20 protein-coding genes are annotated in these 21,501 nt (G+C 68.9%); 14 read left to right on the top strand and 6 right to left on the bottom strand.

The window, feature by feature from the left end; all coding sequences use genetic code 11:
• Entirely contained in the window at nucleotides 1-1,614 is a 1,614-nt protein-coding gene (groL, locus tag G4H71_RS17025) for a chaperonin GroEL (RefSeq protein WP_072739835.1), read from the top strand.
• 157 nt (nucleotides 1,615-1,771) lie between these two features.
• On the opposite strand, the gene G4H71_RS17030 is transcribed toward groL, so the two are convergent.
• Nucleotides 1,772-2,065 (bottom strand): WhiB family transcriptional regulator, encoded by a 294-nt coding sequence (locus G4H71_RS17030; RefSeq protein ID WP_072739836.1) that lies wholly within the window; start codon nucleotides 2,063-2,065, stop codon nucleotides 1,772-1,774.
• A 316-nt stretch (nucleotides 2,066-2,381) separates the two neighbouring features.
• Here G4H71_RS17030 and G4H71_RS22685 point away from each other — a divergent pair, with 316 nt between their 5' ends.
• From G4H71_RS22685 to G4H71_RS17060, 6 genes are all read left to right on the top strand, one after another.
• Nucleotides 2,382-2,732, top strand: coding sequence for a MerR family transcriptional regulator (locus tag G4H71_RS22685; RefSeq protein WP_260440809.1), 351 nt, complete (start codon nucleotides 2,382-2,384; stop codon nucleotides 2,730-2,732).
• 125 nt (nucleotides 2,733-2,857) lie between these two features.
• Nucleotides 2,858-4,039 carry an ISAs1 family transposase gene (locus G4H71_RS17040; protein ID WP_072740404.1) on the top strand — a complete coding sequence of 394 codons (1,182 nt, stop codon included), beginning with the start codon at nucleotides 2,858-2,860 and terminating at the stop codon, nucleotides 4,037-4,039.
• A gap of 47 nt (nucleotides 4,040-4,086) precedes the next feature.
• Entirely contained in the window at nucleotides 4,087-4,686 is a 600-nt protein-coding gene (locus G4H71_RS17045; RefSeq protein ID WP_072736645.1) for a hypothetical protein, read from the top strand.
• Between the two features lie 60 nt (nucleotides 4,687-4,746).
• Nucleotides 4,747-5,586 carry a hypothetical protein gene (locus G4H71_RS17050; RefSeq protein WP_072736644.1) on the top strand — a complete coding sequence of 280 codons (840 nt, stop codon included), beginning with the start codon at nucleotides 4,747-4,749 and terminating at the stop codon, nucleotides 5,584-5,586.
• A 145-nt stretch (nucleotides 5,587-5,731) separates the two neighbouring features.
• Entirely contained in the window at nucleotides 5,732-6,310 is a 579-nt protein-coding gene (locus tag G4H71_RS17055; RefSeq protein ID WP_072736643.1) for a sigma-70 family RNA polymerase sigma factor, read from the top strand.
• Nucleotides 6,303-7,184, top strand: coding sequence for an anti-sigma-D factor RsdA (locus G4H71_RS17060; protein ID WP_072736642.1), 882 nt, complete (start codon nucleotides 6,303-6,305; stop codon nucleotides 7,182-7,184). Before G4H71_RS17055 ends, G4H71_RS17060 begins: the two co-directional genes overlap by 8 nt.
• A gap of 109 nt (nucleotides 7,185-7,293) precedes the next feature.
• Here G4H71_RS17060 and G4H71_RS17065 read toward each other — a convergent pair whose 3' ends face one another.
• Nucleotides 7,294-7,698 carry a DUF5319 domain-containing protein gene (locus tag G4H71_RS17065; protein WP_072736641.1) on the bottom strand — a complete coding sequence of 135 codons (405 nt, stop codon included), beginning with the start codon at nucleotides 7,696-7,698 and terminating at the stop codon, nucleotides 7,294-7,296.
• Between the two features lie 217 nt (nucleotides 7,699-7,915).
• On the opposite strand from G4H71_RS17065, the gene guaB reads away from it, so the two are divergent.
• The 4 genes from guaB (at nucleotide 7,916) to guaA (ending at nucleotide 14,208) form a co-directional block, all read left to right on the top strand.
• Nucleotides 7,916-9,439 carry an IMP dehydrogenase gene (guaB, locus tag G4H71_RS17070; RefSeq protein ID WP_072736640.1) on the top strand — a complete coding sequence of 508 codons (1,524 nt, stop codon included), beginning with the start codon at nucleotides 7,916-7,918 and terminating at the stop codon, nucleotides 9,437-9,439.
• 54 nt (nucleotides 9,440-9,493) lie between these two features.
• Nucleotides 9,494-10,633: a GuaB3 family IMP dehydrogenase-related protein gene (locus G4H71_RS17075; protein WP_072736639.1), complete on the top strand. Its 1,140-nt coding sequence runs from the start codon at nucleotides 9,494-9,496 to the stop codon at nucleotides 10,631-10,633.
• A 185-nt stretch (nucleotides 10,634-10,818) separates the two neighbouring features.
• Nucleotides 10,819-12,573 (top strand): FAD-dependent oxidoreductase, encoded by a 1,755-nt coding sequence (locus tag G4H71_RS17080; RefSeq protein WP_072736638.1) that lies wholly within the window; start codon nucleotides 10,819-10,821, stop codon nucleotides 12,571-12,573.
• A gap of 63 nt (nucleotides 12,574-12,636) precedes the next feature.
• A complete protein-coding gene (gene guaA / locus G4H71_RS17085; protein ID WP_072736637.1) occupies nucleotides 12,637-14,208 on the top strand; it encodes a glutamine-hydrolyzing GMP synthase in 1,572 nt (523 codons plus the stop codon).
• A gap of 9 nt (nucleotides 14,209-14,217) precedes the next feature.
• On the opposite strand, the gene G4H71_RS17090 is transcribed toward guaA, so the two are convergent.
• Together G4H71_RS17090 and G4H71_RS17095 are read right to left on the bottom strand one after the other, a co-directional pair.
• Nucleotides 14,218-14,445 (bottom strand): hypothetical protein, encoded by a 228-nt coding sequence (locus G4H71_RS17090; RefSeq protein WP_072736697.1) that lies wholly within the window; start codon nucleotides 14,443-14,445, stop codon nucleotides 14,218-14,220.
• 31 nt (nucleotides 14,446-14,476) lie between these two features.
• Nucleotides 14,477-15,916, bottom strand: coding sequence for a PspC domain-containing protein (locus G4H71_RS17095; RefSeq protein ID WP_072736696.1), 1,440 nt, complete (start codon nucleotides 15,914-15,916; stop codon nucleotides 14,477-14,479).
• A 183-nt stretch (nucleotides 15,917-16,099) separates the two neighbouring features.
• Here G4H71_RS17095 and G4H71_RS17100 point away from each other — a divergent pair, with 183 nt between their 5' ends.
• Both G4H71_RS17100 and G4H71_RS17105 read left to right on the top strand, forming a co-directional pair.
• Nucleotides 16,100-17,554, top strand: coding sequence for an ATP-binding protein (locus G4H71_RS17100; RefSeq protein WP_083342949.1), 1,455 nt, complete (start codon nucleotides 16,100-16,102; stop codon nucleotides 17,552-17,554).
• The gene (locus tag G4H71_RS17105; RefSeq protein WP_072736636.1) at nucleotides 17,551-18,225 is read left to right on the top strand and encodes a response regulator; all 675 of its coding nucleotides are present in this window, start codon (nucleotides 17,551-17,553) and stop codon (nucleotides 18,223-18,225) included. The genes G4H71_RS17100 and G4H71_RS17105 overlap by 4 nt, the downstream gene beginning before the upstream one ends.
• 33 nt (nucleotides 18,226-18,258) lie before the next feature.
• Here G4H71_RS17105 and G4H71_RS17110 read toward each other — a convergent pair whose 3' ends face one another.
• Entirely contained in the window at nucleotides 18,259-19,413 is a 1,155-nt protein-coding gene (locus tag G4H71_RS17110) for a serine/threonine-protein kinase (protein WP_072736695.1), read from the bottom strand.
• Nucleotides 19,414-19,539: 126 nt separating this feature from the next.
• The gene (locus G4H71_RS17115) at nucleotides 19,540-20,139 is read right to left on the bottom strand and encodes a TetR/AcrR family transcriptional regulator (RefSeq protein ID WP_072736635.1); all 600 of its coding nucleotides are present in this window, start codon (nucleotides 20,137-20,139) and stop codon (nucleotides 19,540-19,542) included.
• 87 nt (nucleotides 20,140-20,226) lie between these two features.
• On the opposite strand from G4H71_RS17115, the gene G4H71_RS17120 reads away from it, so the two are divergent.
• Nucleotides 20,227-21,498, top strand: a complete 1,272-nt coding sequence (locus G4H71_RS17120; RefSeq protein ID WP_072736634.1) for an MFS transporter — start codon at nucleotides 20,227-20,229, stop codon at nucleotides 21,496-21,498.
• Nucleotides 21,499-21,501: the final 3 nt, after the last annotated feature.

Raw genomic sequence — 21,501 nt, forward strand, 5'->3', positions numbered from 1 at the left:
ATGTCCAAGCAAATCGAATTCAACGAGAAGGCCCGTCGGGCCCTCGAACGCGGTGTCGATCAGCTCGCGGACGCCGTCAAGGTGACCTTGGGTCCGCGTGGCCGCCACGTGGTGCTGGCCAAGGCGTTCGGCGGCCCCACCGTCACCAACGACGGCGTCAGCATCGCTCGCGAGATCGACCTCGAGGACCCGTTCGAAAACCTGGGTGCCCAGCTCGTCAAGAGCGTGGCCACCAAGACCAACGACATCGCCGGTGACGGCACCACCACCGCGACCGTGCTCGCGCAGGCCCTCGTCAAGGGCGGCCTGCGCAACATCGCAGCGGGAGCCAACCCGATGGCACTGGGCGTCGGCATCGCGAAGGCCGCGGAGGCCGTCGTCGAGTCGCTGCAGTCCGCGGCGACGCCGGTCGAGGGCAAGACCTCGATCGCCCAGGTCGCCACCGTGTCCTCGCGGGACGCGGAGATCGGCGAGATGGTCGCCGAGGCGCTCAGCCGCGTCGGCGCCGACGGCGTCGTCACGGTGGAGGAGTCGTCCACGCTCGCGACCGAGCTCGCGGTCACCGAGGGCGTGCAGTTCGACAAGGGCTACCTCTCGCCCTACTTCGTCACCGACATCGACAGCCAGAAGGCCGTCTACGAGGACGCCTTCGTCCTGCTCTACCGCGAGAAGATCAGCTCGCTCCCGGACTTCCTTCCCCTGCTGGAGAAGGTCGCCGAGGCGGGCAAGCCGCTGCTGATCATCGCCGAGGACGTCGAGGGTGAGGTGCTGTCGACCCTGGTTGTCAACTCCATCCGCAAGACGCTCAAGGCCGTCGCGGTGAAGGCCCCGTTCTTCGGCGACCGTCGCAAGGCGTTCCTCGAGGACCTCGCCGTCGTCACCGGTGGCACCGTGATCAATGCCGACATCGGCCTCACGCTCAAGGACGCCGGGCTCGATCTGCTCGGTAGCGCTCGTCGCGTCGTGGTCACCAAGGACGACACCACGATCGTCGACGGTGCCGGCACCGAGGACGCGATCGAGGCCCGTGTCGCTCAGTTGCGTGGCGAGATCGAGGCCACCGACTCCGACTGGGACCGGGAGAAGCTCGAGGAGCGGCTCGCGAAGCTGGCCGGTGGCGTCGCGGTGATCCGCGTCGGTGCGGCCACCGAGACCGACCTCAAGGAGCGCAAGTTCCGGGTCGAGGATGCGGTCAACTCGGCCAAGGCCGCTGTCGCCGAGGGGATCGTTCCCGGCGGTGGCTCGGCGCTGGTCCAGGCCGCCGCGGCGCTCGACGGAGATCTCGGACTGTCGGGCGACGAGGCCACCGGCGTGGCAGTCGTGCGCGATGCTCTCTCGGCCCCGCTGTTCTGGATCGCGAGCAACGCCGGACTCGACGGTGCCGTGGTGACCGGCAAGGTCGCCGAGTTGCCGAAGGGCCAGGGGTTCAACGCTGCCACCCTCACGTACGGTGACCTGCTCGCCGACGGTGTCGTCGACCCGGTCAAGGTGACGCACTCGGCCGTGGTGAATGCGGCGTCCGTGGCGCGGATGATCCTGACCACCGAGAGCGCGATCGTGGACAAGCCGGAGGAAGCCGACGAGGAAGCGGCCGGTCACGGCCACAGCCACTAGGTTTCCGTCCCGGCAGGGCGCCCTCGGGTGCACTGCCGGGCTCGACGACGCGGCCCCCGCACGAGACTCTCGTGCGGGGGCCGCGTCGTGTCAGCGGGGGAGGCCCGGTGTCTGTCGTGATCGTGCCGTGAACCGTCCGATGTGCCCTGCCGTGCCCTCAGACCGCGATGCGGCCGCGACGCCGGCGTGCGTACAACTCACGTTCGGTCTCGGACATGCCGCCCCAGATGCCGTACGGCTCGGCCACGCTCAGCGCGTGGTTCCGGCACTGCGCCAGCACCGGGCACTTGCGGCACATCTCCTTCGCCCGGGTTTCGCGCTGGGCTCGGGCCCGGCCACGTTCCCCGTCGGGATGGAAGAACATCGAGGAGTCCACTCCGCGACACAGACCGTGCATCTGCCAATCCCAGATATCGGCGTTCGGGCCGGGCAGGTGTTGCGGTGCAGGCATGTTGACTCCTTAGCTGCGATCTCGCCGCGAGCGGCGATCAGACCATGGACTCGAATCCGCTTCGAGCCCCCGAACCGTTCACGGCGCTCACGCTATGGTCTGCGCGGAAAACGCGTCAATAGTTGTTCACAGTGGTGATTTCCATATCCCCAGAATGGAAAGTTAACCTGAAGATCATTTACTTCCCGCACGTTCCGTGATTCGCGTTCGTGTTGAAAGCCGGTCCTGCTCGGGTGACGATAGGTGGGTGCCGAAGGCTGCGGAACCGACCGGTGACGGCGGTGTGACCCGTCCCGGAGACGAACTCACGCTGTCGGTGTCTGCGCTGGCCAGACGCCTGGGAGTGGCGCCGTCGACCCTCCGGACCTGGGACCGTCGATACGGGATCGGGCCGACGGCGCATCGGCAGGGAAGCCATCGCAGATACTCCCCGGAGGACGTTGCACGCCTCGAATGCATGCAACAGGCACTCGGTGGTGGTGTCACCCCCGCGGAGGCCGCTCGCTATGCGATTAACGTGATGGCTACATCCCCGTCAAGAGTTGCACATCTTCCGGATTCGAAAACCGATCGTGAATTTCTGGTTACGCGAACGGCAATCGCCGCGATCCCCGTATTCCCGGAGATCCCCGTCCCCGGGATGCCGGCAGGGCTCCGTAGTTGTTGAGTAGCGGAGCTGTGGCCTGGTGGTTTGGGTTCGTTGGAGCGTGTGGGGGCGGTGGAGCGGGCATGGGGACAGGGGCCGATCATGGGTGTGTCTTACGCATCCAGATCGTCCACAAGGAGTCACCCATGCCCGCCGGGACAGTGTCCCCGATCGACCCATGCCTTGACCAGCTGACCCGGTTTGTCGGTGGTGTCGTCGACGAGAAGCAGGTGCCGCGGTTGATGACTGCACTCGAAGTGGTGCCCGATCCGCGGGATCGTCGCGGTCGCCGGTACTCGCTGCCCTCGTTGATCGCGATTGCCCTGTGTGCGGTTGCCGCGGGCGCTCGGTCGTATTCGAGTATCGCGGATTGGGCCGTAGCTGCTCCGCGGGAGGTGTTGGTGCGCTTGGGTATCCGGTTCCGTGTGCCGAGCGAGGCCACGATCCGGCAGGTCCTCGGACGGGTCGAGGGGGATGGGTTGGATCTGGTGCTGGGCCGCTACCTGTCCGATGCCGGCGATAATGACAGCGGCGGCGAGCGGGTGGCAGTGGCTGTCGACGGTAAAACTGTCCGCGGTGCACGAGCCGGCGAGGAGTCGGCCCCGCACCTGGTTTCGGCGGTCACCCATACCGGTGGTGTGGTACTCGGGCAGTGCCGCACCGCGGACAAGTCCAACGAGATATCCGCTGTCCGAAGGTTGCTGCGAGGAATCGACCTGGTCGGTGCGGTCGTCACCGTCGATGCCATGCACACGCAGAAGGCCACTGCCCGGTGTCTGCGTGAGCGGTGTCGGGCCGAGTACGTGATGGTTGTCAAGGCGAACCAGCCTGGGCTGCTCGCCCGGATCCGGGAGCTGCCGTGGGAGCAGGTGCCGGTGGTGTGGTCCGACCCGCTCGAACGTGGTCACGGTCGTGAGGAGGCGCGGATCTACAAGATCGTCACCGTCACCCGTGGTCTTCGATTCCCGTACGCGCAGCAGGTGATCGAGATCACTCGCCGTCGCCGCCGGATCGGTGCCGACCGGTGGAGCATCGAGGTTGTGTACGCGATCTGCTCGTTGCCCTGTGAGCAGGCGCCACCGAAGCTGCTCGCGAGGTGGATCCGCGGGCATTGGTCGATCGAGAACAGGGTCCATTGGGTACGGGACGTGACGTTCGACGAAGACCGCTCCACGGTCCGTGCCGGTCACGGACCGCAGGTGATGGCGACGCTGCGGAATACAGCGATCAGCCTTCATCGACGGGCGGGGCAGTCGAATATCGCCCAGGCCTGCCGACGTGTCGCGGTAAACCCGCATCGTGCTGTCGACCTGGTCTTGAGATCCTGAACCCGCAGGTCGCGGCCCTGGGCCTCAACAACTACGGAGCCCTGGGGATGCCGGTGGATCTCGCGGATCTGCTGACGGCGGTGCTCGCACACGACGTTCTCGAGGTCCGCGACCTCCTCCTCCGAGCCGTCACCGAGCGCGGTGTGGTGACCACCTGGGAAGGGCTGGTCGCTCCCGTGTTGAGCGGTGTGGCCACCGCCGACGGACGCCAGGTCTCCGTGGCCGACGTCCGGGTCTTCGCCGACACCGTGTCGGGCCTGCTCGCCACCCTCACCGTCGATGCCCCGATCCCGTCGGGCCGGCGCGTGTTGCTGGCAGCGGCGCCACCGGCGCATCCCGGCCCCGAGTTCCGGGGCCTGGCCGCGGCGCTCGCGCGATCCCGTGTCAATCTCCGCGTCGCGGCTCCCGCCTCGCGGTCGGCACTGGCCGGGTCGATCTCGGGGTCGGAGCCCGACGTCGTCGCCGTCTGGCTCGACGAGTCGTCGCCGGATGTGACCGGGTTGGTGCGCTGGCTGCGCAGGCAGCGGCGCGGTCTGCGGGTGGCGGTCGGGGGACCCGGCCTGGCCGACGCCGCCGTTCCGCCGTCCGTCACCGAGTTCTCGGGACTTGCGGAAGCCGCTGAGAAGATCGCTGTGCTCGTCGAGTGACGGTCCTGGTCGAGTGACGGCTGCGACCGCCTCCCTCGGTGCGGCTGACATCATGTCGGCATGTCCCGCCCAGACCCGCAGTTGGTGGACGCCGCATTCGGTGCCCGCCCCGGAGCCGGCCCTTTGCCCGCCGTCACCGATCCGTACGAACTCTGGCTGCGTGCGGTGGTACTCGGCGGTCAGGGCCGCTACGCACAGGCGCGTGCCGACCTCACCGAGCTGACGCGGCGGACCGGCGGCCGGGGAGTGTGGGGATCACTCGCCGCCAGCACCCGGGCATCGTTCCTGCGTCAGTCCGGCAGACACGGCGAGGCCGCCCGGTTCGACGGAGCGGCGGTCGCCGCGCTCGGGAACACGGTCGCCGACACGCCCACCGCCGAGCCCGTTCCCGCGGCCGCCGTCCCTGCCGAAGCCGCACTGGCCGATGCGCTGACCGGGCTCGCCGCCGACGCGCTCGGTGGCGGACGCCTGGCACTGGGCTGGCGGTTGCTGGGCCGTTGCGCCGACCTCCTCACTGCGTACCCGGAAGGGGACGTGATTCGCCAGCGAGTCCGCCTGCACTGGGTGAGTGCCGAACTGTCGCTGGCGGGAGGTGATTTCGATCACGCCACCGAACATGCCGGACGTTCCGTCGCGCTGTCGGGGGAATGGGGGTCGGTCCGGCACCAGGTCAAGTCCACGCTCCTGCAGTGCGCGGCGATGACCGGTACGGCGTCTCCCGGGCAGGTCCTCGAGTGTGCCGAGAGTGTGCGGAGCCGGTGTGGCGAGCTCGGCCTGGTGCCGCTCGAGTGGGCGGCATCGCTCCTGATCGAAGGTGTGAGCTCGGGCGCACGAGGTGTGGTGGAGCGACAGCGATGTGAGGAGCTTCTGCGGCGCCGTGGAGGGCATTTCCACAGGTGAGAGCGTATCCGGACCGGACGCGCGCGAGCGAGGACGGCCCGGGGCGTACCGGGCGGCCCACCCCGTTACTCTTGGTGTGTTCCGCTGAGAGCGGGAGCACACCCTGTCGGGGGGTGCCCACGTAACGCCAGGATATTCACTGCCGATGACTGACACGAGCGAGGAGTTGGATTCTGCTGTTGCTGCAGCTGTACGTGGTGACCGGGCCTCCCTAGCTCTGGTCCTGGAGAACGTCCGACCGCTCGTGGTCCGCTATTGCCGCGCGCGGGTGGGCGCCGCGGAGAGGGGACAGCTCTCGGCGGACGACGTGGCGCAGGAAGTGTGCCTCGCCGTGATGACGGCCCTGCCTCGATACCGAGATCAGGGCCGGCCTTTCATGGCTTTCGTCTACGGGATCGCCGCACACAAGGTGGCTGACGCTCATCGGAGCTCCGCACGTAACAAATCGGAGCCGGTGGCCGAAGTACCAGATGTCGTGGCAGTCGACAGTGGCCCCGAGCAGCGGGCGTTGGATGCGGAGTCCAGCAGGGAGATGAACTCCTTGCTTCGGACGCTTCCCGAGAAGCATCGGGAAATTCTCATCCTGCGGCTGGTGGTCGGGTTGTCGGCCGAGGAGACTGCCTCCGCCGTGGGAAGCACTGCGGGAGCTGTTCGCGTGGCTCAACATCGAGCCATCGCGAAACTGAAGAAGGAAGTTATGAGAGCGGGTGAGAAGGATGGCTAGGGACCGAGATCCCGATGCCGACTTCACCGGAGACAACGAGCCGGTCGACGTCGGTGCCGTCAGGCGTGACGATGCGCTGATCGACTCGATCGCTGCGGGTGGGGTCGTTCCCACCGACACGCACGAGCAGTACGAACTCGCCCTGCTCCTCACCGACTGGCGTAATTCGATCGTGTCCGAGCCGTTGCCGGCCGGGCCTTCGCTCGACGAGGCGCTCGCCGCCGTCGAACGCTCACGGCCGTCGGCCCGGCTACGCCTGCTCCGTCCGATCGCGGGTGCCGCCGCCGCCGTGGCCGTGGCGCTGGGCGGTGCCACCATCCTCTCGTACGACGCCGAGCCCGGTGATCCGCTGTGGGCCGTCAAGTCGGTGGTCTTCAGCAGCCAGGCGGACTCCACGATGGCCAAGATGGACGCCCGGTCGCAGCTCGAACAGGCCGAACGCCTCATCGCCGAGGGCAACGGTGCAGCGGCGCGTTCGATGCTCGCCACCGCTGCCGAGCGTGCCACCGGAGTGCGCGATTCGGGCCAACGCGACGAGCTCGAGGACTGGCGCGGCCGGCTGGCCGCCGAACTCGAGACGACCGATCCGGAGCCGAGCACGACTGCGCCCGGAACGACGCCCGACGATCCGGCGACACCGGACCAGGGCGGCGCGCCGCCGGAGGTGGCACCGGACGTCGAGGGCGACCCCGGCGCGGAACTGCCCGGTCCGGATTCGGGCACCGTCGATCCCACGACGACCACGACGCCGAACCCGGGCATCATGCGAGCCCCTGTGGATCCGACGACGACCACGACCACGTCGCCGACATCGGCTCGTCCCTCCACGACGACGACCACCACCACGACAACCCCGCCGGGCGCACCCCGCTGACAGCGGACTCACCCCGGACGAACGAGAAGGTCCCCGCAGCCTCGAGGCTGCGGGGACCTTCTCGTGGATTGTCGGTGGACCGGTCAGGCTGGATTGTCAGCTGACCCGGTCAGACGTCGAAGCCGTCCCCGTGGAGCGCGTCGTTCATCGACGCATCGGCGTAGCCGCGGCAGTAGTCCCAGGTGACGTAGGCCTCGGGGAGCGGATCGTAGGCGGGCTCGTGCGGCCGGACCGTGCCGTCCGCGAGTAGCTGCAGCAGGTTGGCGCGCAACATGTCCCAGTCGTGGTAGTGGTCCTGCTGGCAGTCCTCGCAGCAGACCACGAGGCCACGGATGCCTCGGTGCGCCAGCAGCGCCTCGTACACGGCGAGGTCGGCCAGATCCTCTTCCACGGCCAGACGCTCGTGAGGATCCAGCGGCTCGCCGGGCTCGATCGCGTCGAGCGCGGCGGACGGGTCGGCGGGGTCGCCGGCGAAGGGATCCGGCGGTAGTCCGGGAGGCAGTTGATCGCGCACAGCACCACGGTACGCAGTCGGGGCCGATCTGCGCCACCGGTATGCGCGTCGGCCGTGGTGGGAGGCGCCTCCGCCAGGTTGCGACCTGCCGATATCATGGTGAGGGAGCAGGGAATATTCGTCACTGCTCGCACCTTCATCCAGTGTCACCAATTCACGTCCACGCAGGCCGCACAGCACGGGGCTGCGCCCGATTCCCAGGGAGGGTCCGACCCGCATGACGAGTTCAGCAGGGCATGTACACACCGGCGGCGACGACCCGAACAAGGTTGCGATGTTGGGCTTGACGTACGACGACGTCCTGCTCCTGCCGGCGGCATCGAACATCGTTCCGAGTGCAGTGGACACGTCGAGTCAGCTCACGCGCGACATCCGGCTACGGGTACCGCTCGTCAGTTCGGCCATGGACACGGTCACCGAGTCGCGGATGGCCATCGCCATGGCCCGCGCCGGTGGCATGGGTGTGCTGCACCGGAATCTGTCGATCGACGCGCAGGCCGGTCAGGTCGAGACGGTCAAGCGGTCGGAGGCCGGCATGGTCACCGATCCGGTCACCTGTTCGCCGTCCGACACTCTCGCCGAAGTCGACGCCAAGTGCGCCCGGTTCCGGATCTCGGGTCTTCCGGTCGTCGACGACGCCGGGCAGCTCGTCGGCATCATCACGAACCGGGACATGCGTTTCGAGGTCGACGAGAACCGTCCGGTCGCCGAGGTGATGACCAAGGCGCCACTCGTCACCGCACAGGAAGGCGTCACCGCGGAGGTGGCTCTGGGGCTGCTGCGGCGGCACAAGATCGAGAAGCTCCCCATCGTCGACGGCCAGGGCAAGCTCACCGGCCTCATCACGGTGAAGGACTTCGTCAAGACCGAACAGCATCCGGACGCCACCAAGGACCGGAACGGCCGGCTCCTGGTCGGTGCCGCGGTCGGCGCGGGTGACGAGGCGTGGCAGCGCGCCGCGACACTCACCGACGCCGGTGTGGATGTCCTCGTCGTGGACAGTGCCCACGGTCATTCCGCGGGCGTGCTGGACATGATCGCCAAACTGAAGGCGGAGTTCGGTGACCGCGTCCAGCTCATCGGCGGCAACATCGCCACCCGCGCCGGAGCGGCCGCACTCATCGAGGCCGGGGTCGACGCGGTGAAGGTGGGTGTGGGGCCGGGGTCGATCTGCACCACGCGTGTCGTCGCCGGTGTGGGCGCGCCGCAGGTCACCGCGATCCTCGAGGCCGCCGCGGTGGCGCGCCCGGCCGGTATCCCGGTGATCGCCGACGGCGGACTGCAGTTCTCCGGCGACATCGCCAAGGCCCTGGCCGCGGGCGCGTCGACGGCGATGCTCGGTTCGCTCCTCGCCGGGACGGCCGAGTCGCCGGGGGAACTCATCCTCGTCAACGGCAAGCAGTACAAGAGCTACCGCGGAATGGGTTCGTTGGGCGCGATGCAGACCCGTGGCGCCGCGAAGTCGTTCTCCAAGGACCGCTACTTCCAGGACGACGTCCTCTCCGAGGACAAGCTGGTCCCGGAAGGCATCGAGGGCCGGGTGCCGTTCCGTGGCCCCCTCTCCCAGGTGACACACCAGCTCACCGGTGGCCTGCGTGCCGCAATGGGGTACACGGGTGCGTCCTCCATCGAGGACCTCCAGGAAGCCCAGTTCGTGCAGATCACCGCGGCCGGACTGAAGGAGAGCCACCCGCACGACATCACGATGACGGTGGAAGCTCCCAACTACGCCGCTCGCTAGTCGTTCCCCGGCACCCTCAGATCACCCGAGTAGTCACACGAGAAAGGGGCGCGCGTGCGCGACCTCGTTGAAATCGGCATGGGCCGCACGGCCCGACGCAGCTACGAGTTGGACGACATCGACATCGTCCCCTCGCGGCGGACCCGTTCCTCCAAGGAGGTGTCCACGTCCTGGCAGCTCGATGCCTACCGGTTCGACATCCCGGTCCTCGCGCATCCCACCGACGCGCTGGTCTCGCCGGCGTTCGCGATCGAGTTGGGCAAGCGCGGCGGTCTGGGTGTGATCAACGGTGAGGGGCTCTGGGGCCGGCACGCCGACGTCGAGGTCAAGCTCGCGCAGCTCGCCGAGCTGGCGGACGAGGACGTCGATGCCGACGCGCCCGTGCGTCTGCTGCAGGAGTTGCATGCCGCTCCGCTGCAGCCGGGGCTGTTGGCGGCCGCGGTCGCGCAGGTCCGCGACGCCGGGATCACCACCGCCGTGCGGGTGAGCCCGCAGAACGCGCGGGCGCTGACCCCGTTGCTGCTCGAGGCCGGTATCGACCTGCTCGTCGTGCACGGGACGATCATCTCGGCCGAGCACGTCGCGCACGGTGACAGCGAGCCGCTGAACCTCAAGACGTTCATCTCCGAGCTCGACGTGCCGGTGGTGGCCGGCGGCGTCATCGATCATCGGACCGCGCTGCATCTGATGCGCACCGGTGCGGCGGGCGTGATCGTCGGATACGGCTCGGCTCAGGGCGCGACGACCACCGGGGAAGTCCTCGGAATCGGTGTGCCGATGGCGACCGCCATCGCGGACGCGGCCGCAGCGCGGCGGGACTACCTGGACGAGACGGGTGGCCGGTACGTGCACGTCATCGCGGACGGGGACATCGCCTCCTCGGGCGATCTCGCCAAGGCGATCGCGTGCGGCGCGGACGCCGCCGTGCTCGGCGCGCCACTGGCTGTGGCGGCGGAGGCTCCGGGCGGGGGCTGGTACTGGCCGTCCGCTGCCGCGCACCCGTCGGTTCCGCGCGGAGCGCTGCTGCCGGTGTCGTTCGGCGAGCGTCCCTCGCTCGACGAGGTGCTCACCGGGCCGTCGACGGACCCGTTCGGGTCGCTCAACTTCGTCGGCGGCCTGCGCCGGTCGATGGCCAAGTCCGGGTACTCCGATCTCAAGGAGTTCCAGAAGGTGGGCCTGACCGTCCGCGGCTGACCTCCACTTTTCCCGCACTCTTCCGGCGCGACGTCACACCGGTTCGATCTCGACGAACCGATGTGACGTCGCGCCGGTTCGGTTTGATGCGACGGCGGGTTACAGTTAGGGGCACCCTGTGGTTGTGGTCACACGTACAGGGTGCATACTGGCGAGTAATAACGGTTCGCGGTGGAGGTCTCCAGATGGGTAAGCAACGAGCAACGGACTACGACGTCCTGATCGTCGGATCGGGATTCGGTGGCAGTGTCACCGCATTGCGGCTCGTGGAGAAGGGATACAAGGTCGCCGTTCTCGAGGCCGGACGCCGGTTCGCCGACAAGGACTTCGCGAAGAACAGCTGGCACGTCAAGGACTTCCTGTGGGCGCCCGCACTCGGGTTCTTCGGAATCCAGCGTGTGCACCTGCTGCGGGACTGCCTGATCCTCGCCGGTGCCGGAGTCGGCGGCGGGTCGCTGAACTACGCGAACACCCTCTACAAGCCGCCGTCGTCGTTCTTCCAGGATCGTCAGTGGGCGGACATCACCGATTGGGACGGCGAACTGAGCCCGCACTACGAGCAGGCCCGCAAGATGCTCGGTGTCGTACAGAACCCGCACATGACTCCCGCCGACGAGATCATCAAGTCCGTCGCCGAGGACATGGGCGCCGGTGACACTTTCATCCAGACCCCGGTCGGTGTCTTCTTCGGCGAGCCGGGAAAGACCGTCCCGGACCCGTACTTCGGCGGCGTCGGACCCGATCGCACCGGGTGCATCGAGTGTGGCGAGTGTATGACCGGCTGCCGTCACGGAGCGAAGAACACGCTGCTCAAGAACTACCTCGGCCTTGCCGAGAAGGCGGGCGCCCAGATCATCCCGATGACCACCGTCACCGGGCTGCGCGAGAAGGCGGACGGCACCTGGGACGTTCTCACCCGTCGCACCGGGCCGCTGAAGAACCGCGGCCGCAAGACGTACACCGCGGGCCACGTCGTGCTCGCCGCGGGCACCTGGGGGACGCAGCACCTCATGTTCGAGCAGAAGGAGGCCGGTGCGCTGTCGCGGGTCTCGGACCAGCTCGGCGTGCTCACCCGCACGAACTCCGAGTCCATCCTCGGTGCGGCCAAGGTCAAGGCGGACCCGAACCTCGAGCTCACCAAGGGCGTCGCGATCACCTCCTCGTTCCACCCGACCTCGGACACCCACGTGGAGCCGGTTCGCTACGGCAAGGGATCCAACTCGATGGCCCTGCTCCAGACGCTGATGACGGACGGCGGCGGCCGTCGTTGGGTCAAGCTGATCAAGGAGTTCTGGAGCCAGGCACGGACGGATCCGAAGGCACTGGTCGCGCTCACCCCGTACAAGTGGAGCGAGCGCACCATCATCGCGCTGGTGATGCAGAACCTGGACAACTCCATCACCACCTACACGAAGAAGGGCCTGTTCGGTCGGCCGAAGGTCACCAGCAAGCAGGGCCACGGTGAGCCGAACCCGAGCTGGATCCCGGCAGGCAACGAGGCCACCCGGCGCATCGCCCAGAAGATCGACGGCAAGTCCGGCGGCACCTGGGGCGAGATCTTCGACGTTCCGCTCACGGCCCACTTCCTCGGTGGGTGCACGATCGCCTCCGATCCGTCCCGCGGCGTCATCGATCCGTATCACCGGGTGTGGGGTTACCCGACGTTGAGCATCGTCGACGGCTCGGCCGTGTCGGCCAACCTCGGTGTCAACCCGTCACTGACGATCTCGGCCCAGGCTGAGCGCGCCGCGTCCCTGTGGCCGAACAAGGGTGAGGAGGACCTGCGTCCGGCCCAGGGCGAGGGTTACCGGAAGCTGTCCCCGATCGCGCCCGTCAACCCCGTCGTGCCCGCGGGGGCTCCTGCCGCGCTCAGCCTGCCGATCGTCGAGGTCAATGCGGGTGGACGCCGGTCCCGCAAGAAGGCCACCGACGTCGCCTGACGTCCCGCACGCCCCCGGCCCGGCCCGGTCGGGGGCGTGGATCGGCCCCGTTAGACTGGGTCGGTGACGGAAATCGAACAGCAGGGCCCGGTTCTCGTGGTGGACTTCGGAGCTCAGTACGCACAGCTGATCGCCCGGCGGGTGCGCGAGGCGAAGGTCTACTCCGAGGTGGTCCCGCACACCGCGACGGTGGCCGAGATCGCCGAACGCAAGCCGCGGGCAGTGGTCCTGTCCGGAGGTCCGTCGAGCGTGTACGCGGAGGGTGCCCCGTCACTCGACCCCGCATTGTTCGACCTGGGCGTGCCGGTGTTCGGAATCTGCTACGGATTCCAGGCGATGGCGGATGCTCTCGGCGGCACGGTCACCCACACCGGCACTCGGGAGTACGGACGTACCGACCTGCGGGTCGAGGGTGGCCTGTTGCACGAGGGCCTGCCGCGCACCCAGCCGGTGTGGATGAGCCACGGCGACGCGGTGACCGCCGCCCCGGAAGGCTTCGAGGTCACCGCGACCAGCGAGGGTGCCCCGGTCGCGGCGTTCGAGAACAGGGCCCGCCGCCTCGCGGGCGTCCAGTACCACCCCGAGGTGCTGCATTCACCGCACGGTCAGCAGGTGCTCAGCAGGTTCCTGCACGAGATCGCCGGGATCCCCTCGGAGTGGACGGCGGCGAACATCGCCGACGGGCTCATCGAGCAGGTCCGTGAACAGGTCGGCGACGGCAAGGCCATCTGCGGACTGTCCGGCGGTGTCGATTCCGCGGTTGCGGCGGCGCTGGTCCAGCGCGCGATCGGGGACCGGTTGACGTGTGTGTTCGTCGACCACGGACTGATGCGCGAGGGCGAGCGGGCACAGGTCGAGCAGGACTTCGTCGCCGCCACGGGCGCAGCTCTCGTGACGGTCGACGCCGCGGACACCTTCCTGTCCGCGCTCGCGGGCGTCTCCGATCCGGAGACCAAGCGCAAGATCATCGGCCGCGAGTTCATCCGCAGCTTCGAGGGTGCGGTCACCGACGTCCTCGGCGCTCGTGCCGCTCACGGCGAGACCGTCGACTTCCTCGTCCAGGGCACGCTCTACCCGGACGTCGTCGAGTCCGGTGGTGGCACGGGAACCGCGAACATCAAGAGCCACCACAATGTCGGTGGTCTGCCAGAGGACTTGCAGTTCACTCTGGTGGAGCCGCTCCGTCTGCTGTTCAAGGACGAAGTGCGGGCGGTCGGCCGCGAGCTGGGGCTCCCGGAGGAGATCGTCGGCCGGCAGCCGTTCCCCGGACCCGGGCTCGGAATCCGGATCATCGGCGAGGTCACCCGTGAGCGCCTGAACATCCTGCGGCAGGCCGATTCCATCGCGCGAGAGGAATTGACCGCCGCCGGGCTGGACGGCCAGATCTGGCAGTGCCCCGTGGTGCTGCTCGCGGACGTCCGCAGTGTCGGCGTGCAGGGCGACGGCCGCACCTACGGCCATCCCGTCGTGCTCCGCCCGGTCTCGAGCGAGGACGCGATGACGGCGGACTGGACCCGGTTGCCCTACGAGACGCTCGAGCGGATCTCCACCCGGATCACGAACGAGGTGCCCGACGTCAATCGCGTCGTTCTCGACGTGACGAGCAAGCCGCCGGGCACCATCGAGTGGGAGTGACCTCCCGGGCTACTTCTTGCTCCGATGGTGCGGGGAGAAGACCAGCACCAGGCCGACGACGACGGCCACCAGGACGAACAGCCACCGGAACTCGACGTCGGCGAGCGGGCTGAGGTCGAAGGGGCCGGCCAGGGCCCAGCTGCTGATCACCAGTGCGGCGAGCCCGGCGAGCAGCAGCAGCGCCGAGGGGCGTCGCCTGCCGGTCTTCGGTGTCTCGTCGGAGCTGTCCGGCGACAGGCCGGGCGAGTCGAAGTCGTAGTTTCCGGAGTCAGCCACGACGCACCTCCACGGATCCGAAACGGGACTCGGCGTTGATGGTCAGGACCGGTCCGTCGGTACCGTCCGTGCCGCCGTCGACGGTGCCGTCGGTGAGGCATTCGGCGTTGCCGAATCGGGTCTCGCAGTGGTCCACGATGTTCATGGTGGGGGGAACGACGACGATCATCTCGCCGAATCTGCTACTGACGTCCACGGTCGTGTCCTCGTCCAGGGTCGTGTTTCTCAGGTCGAGAGTCCCCGATCCGAAACGGATCGAGTACTCGGGGTCGAGCGCGGCCGCACTGGCCGGTGTCCAGACCTGCTCGCCCATGGTCCGCTGATCGAAGTCGATCGGCCCGACCAGCGAGGCGAGCACCACGAAGCCCGCGAGCGGGGCGGTGACGATCAGCAGCCCGTATCCGCGCCGGAGGAATCCGCCGAGGATCAGTCCGATGCCGATCACGGCCAGCGCGATGGCTCCGATCCTTCCCGGGGTGAGCCAGTCGGCGTCGGTTCCGGCCGCGATCCCTCCGGCGACGGCGGCGGCGATGATGGCCAGCCCGATCGTGACGGGGGTCAGGCGGGATCGCGGTCCCTTGGGGGCGACGGGCAGCAGTGGTTCGGCTTTCGGTTCGGGAAGGTCCCAGGCGAAGGGCGCCACTCCGAGTGGGTCCCAGGACGGGGGTTGCGGTCCGGTGGCCGCGGGCGGCGTCGTGGCAGGACCGGCGGTGGATCGTGCCCCCGGCACCGGCTCGCGCGGCCCGGATGTCGATGTGGGCTCCTGCTGTTCCGGCGATGCCGAGGTCTCGCCCTTGCCGCCGGCCGGCCGTCCGGTCGGGTCCGCCGGCGGGACGTTCGGGCTCTTCGGTGGCTCGGGCGCGGGAGGTCGTTCGGGGACATAGTGGTCGGGCAGCCGGGTGTACGGGCCGTAGGTGGGGAACCCGGTGGTCGGGAACTGCCCGGTCGGGTAGGCGCCACCGGGGTAGCCGGCGGCCGATGGAGCCAGGGTGGCGGGTTGTGCGGGGGGTATCGGCTGGCGCTGGTACAGCAACCAGAGCCCGCCGAGCATGAGGGCCAGCCCGATCACTCCCGATCCGCCGAGCCCGACGCCGGCCGGCCCGACGGTGCTCGCCGCGATGGCGAGTGCGACGAGCAGGACCACCGTCTTGGTCCCCGAGTCGGAGCTGTGGCCCCTGCCGACGAGTGCCTCGGCGGGGGAGGCGGTTTCCCCTTCCTTGGGCAGGACCAACCAGCCCGCGAGATACAGCAGGATGCCGGCGCCACCGAAGATGGTCGACACGACGAAGGCCACGCGGACCAGCACCGGGTCGACGCCGTACCGGTATCCGATGCCGGAGCACACACCGGCGACGTGGCCGCGGGAGGGGAGTCGCGCCGGGCGCGTCCGCCACAGATCCTGGATCTGATCTTGGAAGCTACGGTTGGTCATGGCACCAATGTTCCCGGTCGCGGGCACGTCGGCGCATCGGGAAGATCCCTGATCTTTCACCCCCTTCCTGATCACCTCCTTCCCGATCACCCCCCTCCTGTGGGTGAAGGCCACATTCGACCGGTCTGACGAGGCAAAGGGCACCTTCACCCACGGGGGTGGGGATCTCAGGGTGAAACCCTGATGCCCCGATCCGGCGGATCGGGCAGTATCGATGCTGTGCAACCTGTGCCTGATCCCTATCCACAGGCGAGTGGTGCCGCTGTCGTCCCGCGCGGCGGCGAGCTCGCCGCGCCACGTCTCGAACGCCGGGCCGGTGGCCGGATCGTGGCGGGTGTCGCGGGTGGTGTCGCCGATCATCTCGGCGTCGACGTCCTCAAGGTTCGGGTGGCGTTCGCACTGCTGTCCTTCCTCGCCGGTTCCGGGATCGTCGCCTACGGGCTGCTGTGGATCTTCACGCCTCAGGGGTCGGACACCGATCAGGTCTCGGGACCGGAGCGACGGCAGGCGATCGGCCTGATCGCCCTCGGGCTGGGCGGCTCGGTGGCGTTGTCGTGGCTGTTCAGCGGCCGGGCCGGGTCGGTCGTGGGTCCGGTGATCGTGATCGGTATCGGTGCCGCCCTGGTGTGGCGCGAGTTCGACAGCGACGGCCCGCGCACCGTCATCGGGCTCCCACAACGGCCCACCGTGCTCACCTGGGCGCGGGTGGTCAGCGGTGCCACGCTGATCGTGCTCGGCCTCGGCGTCGTGGTGCTGGCCCAGGTGGACATCGAGGCGCTGCGGTCGTCGCTGCTCGCGGTGGTGGTGACCCTGATCGGTGCGGCGCTGCTCACCGTGCCCCTCTGGTTGCGGCTGTGGCGGGCACTGAACGCCGAGCGGGCGGCCCGAATCCGCACCGACGAGCGCGAGGAGATCGCCTCGCACCTGCACGATTCGGTGCTGCAGACGCTCGCACTGATCCAGAAGCAGTCGGACAACCAGCAGGAGGTGGCCCGGCTGGCCCGCGGACAGGAACGCGAGCTGCGGCGCTGGTTGTTCGGGGGCGGCGAAGCCGACCATTCGAGCCTGGCGGAGGGGCTGCGCACCATCGCGGGCGAGGTCGAGGACCAGCACGGGGTGACGGTCCGGCCGGTCACGGTGGGGGACGTCCAGCTCGACGACGACAAGACGGGCGAAGGTCTGTCCCGGGAACGTTTCACCGCCGTGCTCGGCGCCACCCGCGAGGCGCTGGTGAACGCCGCGAAGCACTCGGGGCAGACCGACATCAACCTCTACATGGAGGCGGAAGCCGATCAGGTCGGTATCTTCGTCCGCGACCGCGGGAAGGGGTTCGATCCGGAGGCAGTCGCGACGGACCGGCAGGGCCTGGCCAAGTCGATCACCGCACGGGTGGAGCGGCGCGGCGGGACCGTGGACGTGCGTTCCTCGGTGGGGAAGGGGACCGAGATCCGGATACACATGCCTCGCAACGGGGAACACCACGGTGTCGACGGGCAGGAGCGGGGCGCCGGGCAGGAGCGGACCGGCGAGCAGCAGGTTCAGGTGGCGGCCGAACAGCCGGAGAGTACTGACCTACAGTATGGGGAATCGCGAATCCACGCCGAAAGCCGACCCCACCCCGAGGAACAGCCGCAGTGACATCTTCCGCCGGATCTCCGTCGTCCCCACCGCCTTTCCGAGTATTCCTGGTCGACGACCACGCTGTGTTCCGGTCCGGTGTCCGGGCCGAGCTGGGCCGCGAAGCCGATATGGAGGTCGTCGGTGAGGCGGGCACCGTCGCCGAGGCGGTCGCCGGGATCAACGCCACGCACCCGCACGTCGTCCTCCTCGATGTGCACATGCCGGACGGTGGTGGTGTGGCGGTGCTCCGCGGGATCGATGCGGGGCCGGTGTGTCTGGCACTCAGCGTCTCGGATGCGGCCGAGGACGTCATCGCCGTGATCCGGGCCGGGGCGCGCGGATACGTCACGAAGTCGATCTCCGGATCGGAACTGGCCGAGGGGATCCGCCGCGTCGCCGGCGGGGACGCGGTCTTCGGGCCGCGGCTGGCCGGGTTCGTGCTGGACTCGTTCACGGGACGTTCCGCGGCGCCCGAGCCGCCGTTGGACCCGGAGCTGGATTCGCTGACGCCCCGCGAGCTCGAGGTGCTCCGCCTGCTCGCCCGCGGGTACACCTACCGGGAGATCGCGGAGGAACTGTTCATCTCCGTGAAGACCGTGGAGACACACGCATCGAACGTGCTGCGCAAGACGCAGCAGTCCAATCGGAATGCACTCACCCGCTGGGCACACAAGCGCCGGATCGACTGACCGGAGCCTCGGTCTCGATCAGGAGGCCGAGCCTCAGGGTTGGTCGATGAGGACGAACAGCGCCACCACGGCAGCCAGGACGAGGATCGCGACCATCACTCCCATGGCGACGGGCGCCCACGCGACGAGTTGGTCCCGGAGCGTCGGCTGCATACCGGGGCGGACCTGTGGCCGTGGGGGCCACTGGATTCGTCCGGCCGGGCGCGGCGTGTTGCGTAACGGGGTGTTGTGTTGCACCGCAGGCAGTCCGGAGATGGTGGACATCGCCGGCCGACGGCGGGAGTCGGGCACCGGTGTGGAGCGGTGCGCCCAGGCGGGCACCGTGCCTGCGGCGGAATACACGGGAGCGCCGAGGATCTGGTCGATCTTGCCGGCGGGGCCGACGACGACCCGGGCGAGTTCGTCGCGAGCCTGTGCCATCGTCGGACGGCGCGCCGGGTCCGGTTCGAGCATGTGCAGGAGGGCGTCGGTCACCGGCCCGGTCTTCGCCGGGGCGTGGATCTCGCCCTTCGCCACCCGGTGCAGCAGCGCGATCGAGTCGCTGTCGACGCCGAACGGCGGGCGTCCCTCGATGACCGTGTACAGCGCGGAGCCGAGTGAATAGACGTCGCTGGCCTCGGTGGGGTCCTGACCGCGTGCGACCTCGGGGGAGAAGTACGCGGGTGTGCCGGTGATGACGCCGGTGTCGTCGTCGGTGGTGTCACCTTTGGCGCGGGCGATACCGAAGTCGCTGATCTTGACGGTACCCAGTGGGCGGCCCCGATCGGCGACGAGGATGTTCCCGGGTTTGACGTCACGGTGGACGATGCCCGCCTCGTGGGCGGTGGCGAGTGCGTCGGCCACCTGAGCGCCGATCTGGGCGACCTCGAGTGCGGGGAGGGCCTCGGCGATGTTCATCGCCTGGGCGAGGCTGCGTGACGGGAAGTACTCCATCACGAGCCAGGGCTCACCGCCTTCGAGAGCGACGTCGTACATCGCGATCGAGTGTGCGTGAGTGAGTTTCGCGGCGTTGCGGCCCTCGCGCATCGTGCGTTCCCGGGTGGCCTGCGCCTCTTCGGGGTCCAGGCCGGCGGTGGTGATGACCTGTTTCACGGCGACGTCGCGGTGCAGCAGGGTGTCCCGGGCGAGCCAGACCGCACCCATACCGCCACCGCCGAGTTTGGAACGCAGCCGGTACCGCCCGCCCATCAGGTATTCGGGCCCGATACCCCTCTCGGCACGCTCCTGCTCGCTCACGCGTTCAGGGTAGAGGATCGCCGGACGGGAGCGTTCGAGGCGGGGCTGACCTGCGGGTACGTGTCGTGGAGATTCATCTCACGCTCCGGGGTCCGAGGCCGTGTCCGCGCCGAGTGCGGCGGACAGCGTGACGGTCAGGTCGTCACCGACGGAATCGGTGGGAGCCCCGGTGGTGCGCAGTGCCGCTGCGGTTCCGTGCATGAGCGCGAAGAAGCAGTGCGTGAGCCATCGCGGGGACTGGGCGGTGCGGAAGTGGCCGCTCTCGATTCCGGATCGGATGAGTTCTTCGACGTGCCCGAGGATGCGGGCGTGGTCGGCGTGGACGTGTTCGGTGCCGAGTTCGGTTTCCGCGGCGGCGATGAGGCCGTCGACCTCGGCCATGACCTGCCAGGACGTGTGGATCATCTCGGCGAGGCGCTCGGGTGGGCTCTGCCCCGGGTCGGAAGCGGAGACGATCCGCTCGGCCTCGGCCAGGTGTAGCCGGAAGACCTCGGCGACAAGGTCTTTCCGTGACGCGAAGTGGCCGTAGAGAGTGACCCGGCCGATACCCGCCTGCTCGGCGATCTCGGACATCCCGGCACGTGGATCGAGGCAGAGTTGATCCCGGGCGGCCACGAGGATCCGCTCCCGGTTGCGCCGTGCGTCGCCGCGCACGGCTCGTGTGCGAGGTGCGGTCATGGGTGAACTTTAACGCTCTTGTACGAGATAGTGCTATCTCGTACATTGTTGTTCAAGTTAATTCTCACCGTCGAAAGTTGCCCGATCATGACCTCTTCCCCCGACGCCCGGGTGTCGCCCGCTCCCCGGATCGGGGACCCGGACGTCACGAGCCTGTTCCGGCGAACTCTCGTGGTGGTCGCGGTCGCGCAGGCGTTCGGTGGTGCGGGTACCGCGGCCGGAATCACCGTGGGCGCACTGCTGGCGCAGGACATGCTGGGAACGGACACCTGGGCGGGCATCCCGGTGGCGCTGTTCACCGCGGGGTCTGCGGCGTCGGCGTTCCTCGTCGGCCGCCTCTCCGGCCGGTACGGCAGGCGGTGGGGGCTCACCGTCGGATTCGTGGCCGGTGGGATCGGTGCTCTCGCCGTGGCCGCGGCCGCCGTGGTCGGCAGTGTGCCGCTCCTGTTCGCGGCGCTGCTGGTGTACGGAGCGGGGACGGCGACGAACCTCCAGACCCGCTATGCGGGGACCGATCTCGCCCCGCCCGATCGTCGAGCCCGGGCCGTGAGTGTCGCGCTGGTGGCGACCACGTTGGGTGCCGTTGCCGGGCCGAACCTGGTGGAGGTGACCGGGGCGTTCGCGGTCGGGATCGGCCTGCCCCGGCTGGCCGGGCCCTTCCTGCTGTCGGCGCTCGCCTACGCGCTCGCCGGGACGACGCTGTTCGTCTGGCTGCGGCCGGATCCGTCACTGGTGGCGCGCAGGCTCGTCGGGGAGGCCGAGGAATCGTCCTCGGCCGATGACGAGAGCGGTCGTGTCCCGTCGGGGGTGCTGGTCGGGGCATCGGTGATGATCCTCACCCAGGTGGCGATGGTGGCACTGATGACCATGACCCCGGTGCACATGGCCCACCACGGACACGGTCTCGGTGCGGTGGGAATCGTCATCGCCATCCACGTCGCGGCGATGTATCTGCCGTCCCCGCTCACCGGATACCTGGTCGATCGGGTGGGGCGGATGCCGGTCTCGCTGGCGGCGGGCGTCACGCTACTGGGTGCGGGCGTGCTCGCCGCGGTGGCCCCACCGGATTCGACGGTGCTGCTGGTGGTCTCGCTCGCGCTGTTGGGACTGGGATGGAACTTCGGGCTCGTCGCGGGCTCGGCCATCGTCGTCGACGCCACGTCTCCGCAGACCCGGGCGCGAACCCAGGGCGCGGTCGACGTGTTCATCGCGCTCGGCGGCGCCACCGGGGGAGCCCTGTCCGGGGTGGTGATGAGCGGCGCCGGGTTCGGGGTTCTCGCTCTGTCCGGTGGGGTGCTCTCGCTGTTGCTCGTTCCCGTGCTCGTCGTCGACCGGATGCGACGGTCGGCTCGTGCGTGACGG

Source organism: Rhodococcus triatomae (genome assembly GCF_014217785.1).
Lineage (GTDB): Bacteria > Actinomycetota > Actinomycetes > Mycobacteriales > Mycobacteriaceae > Rhodococcus_F > Rhodococcus_F triatomae.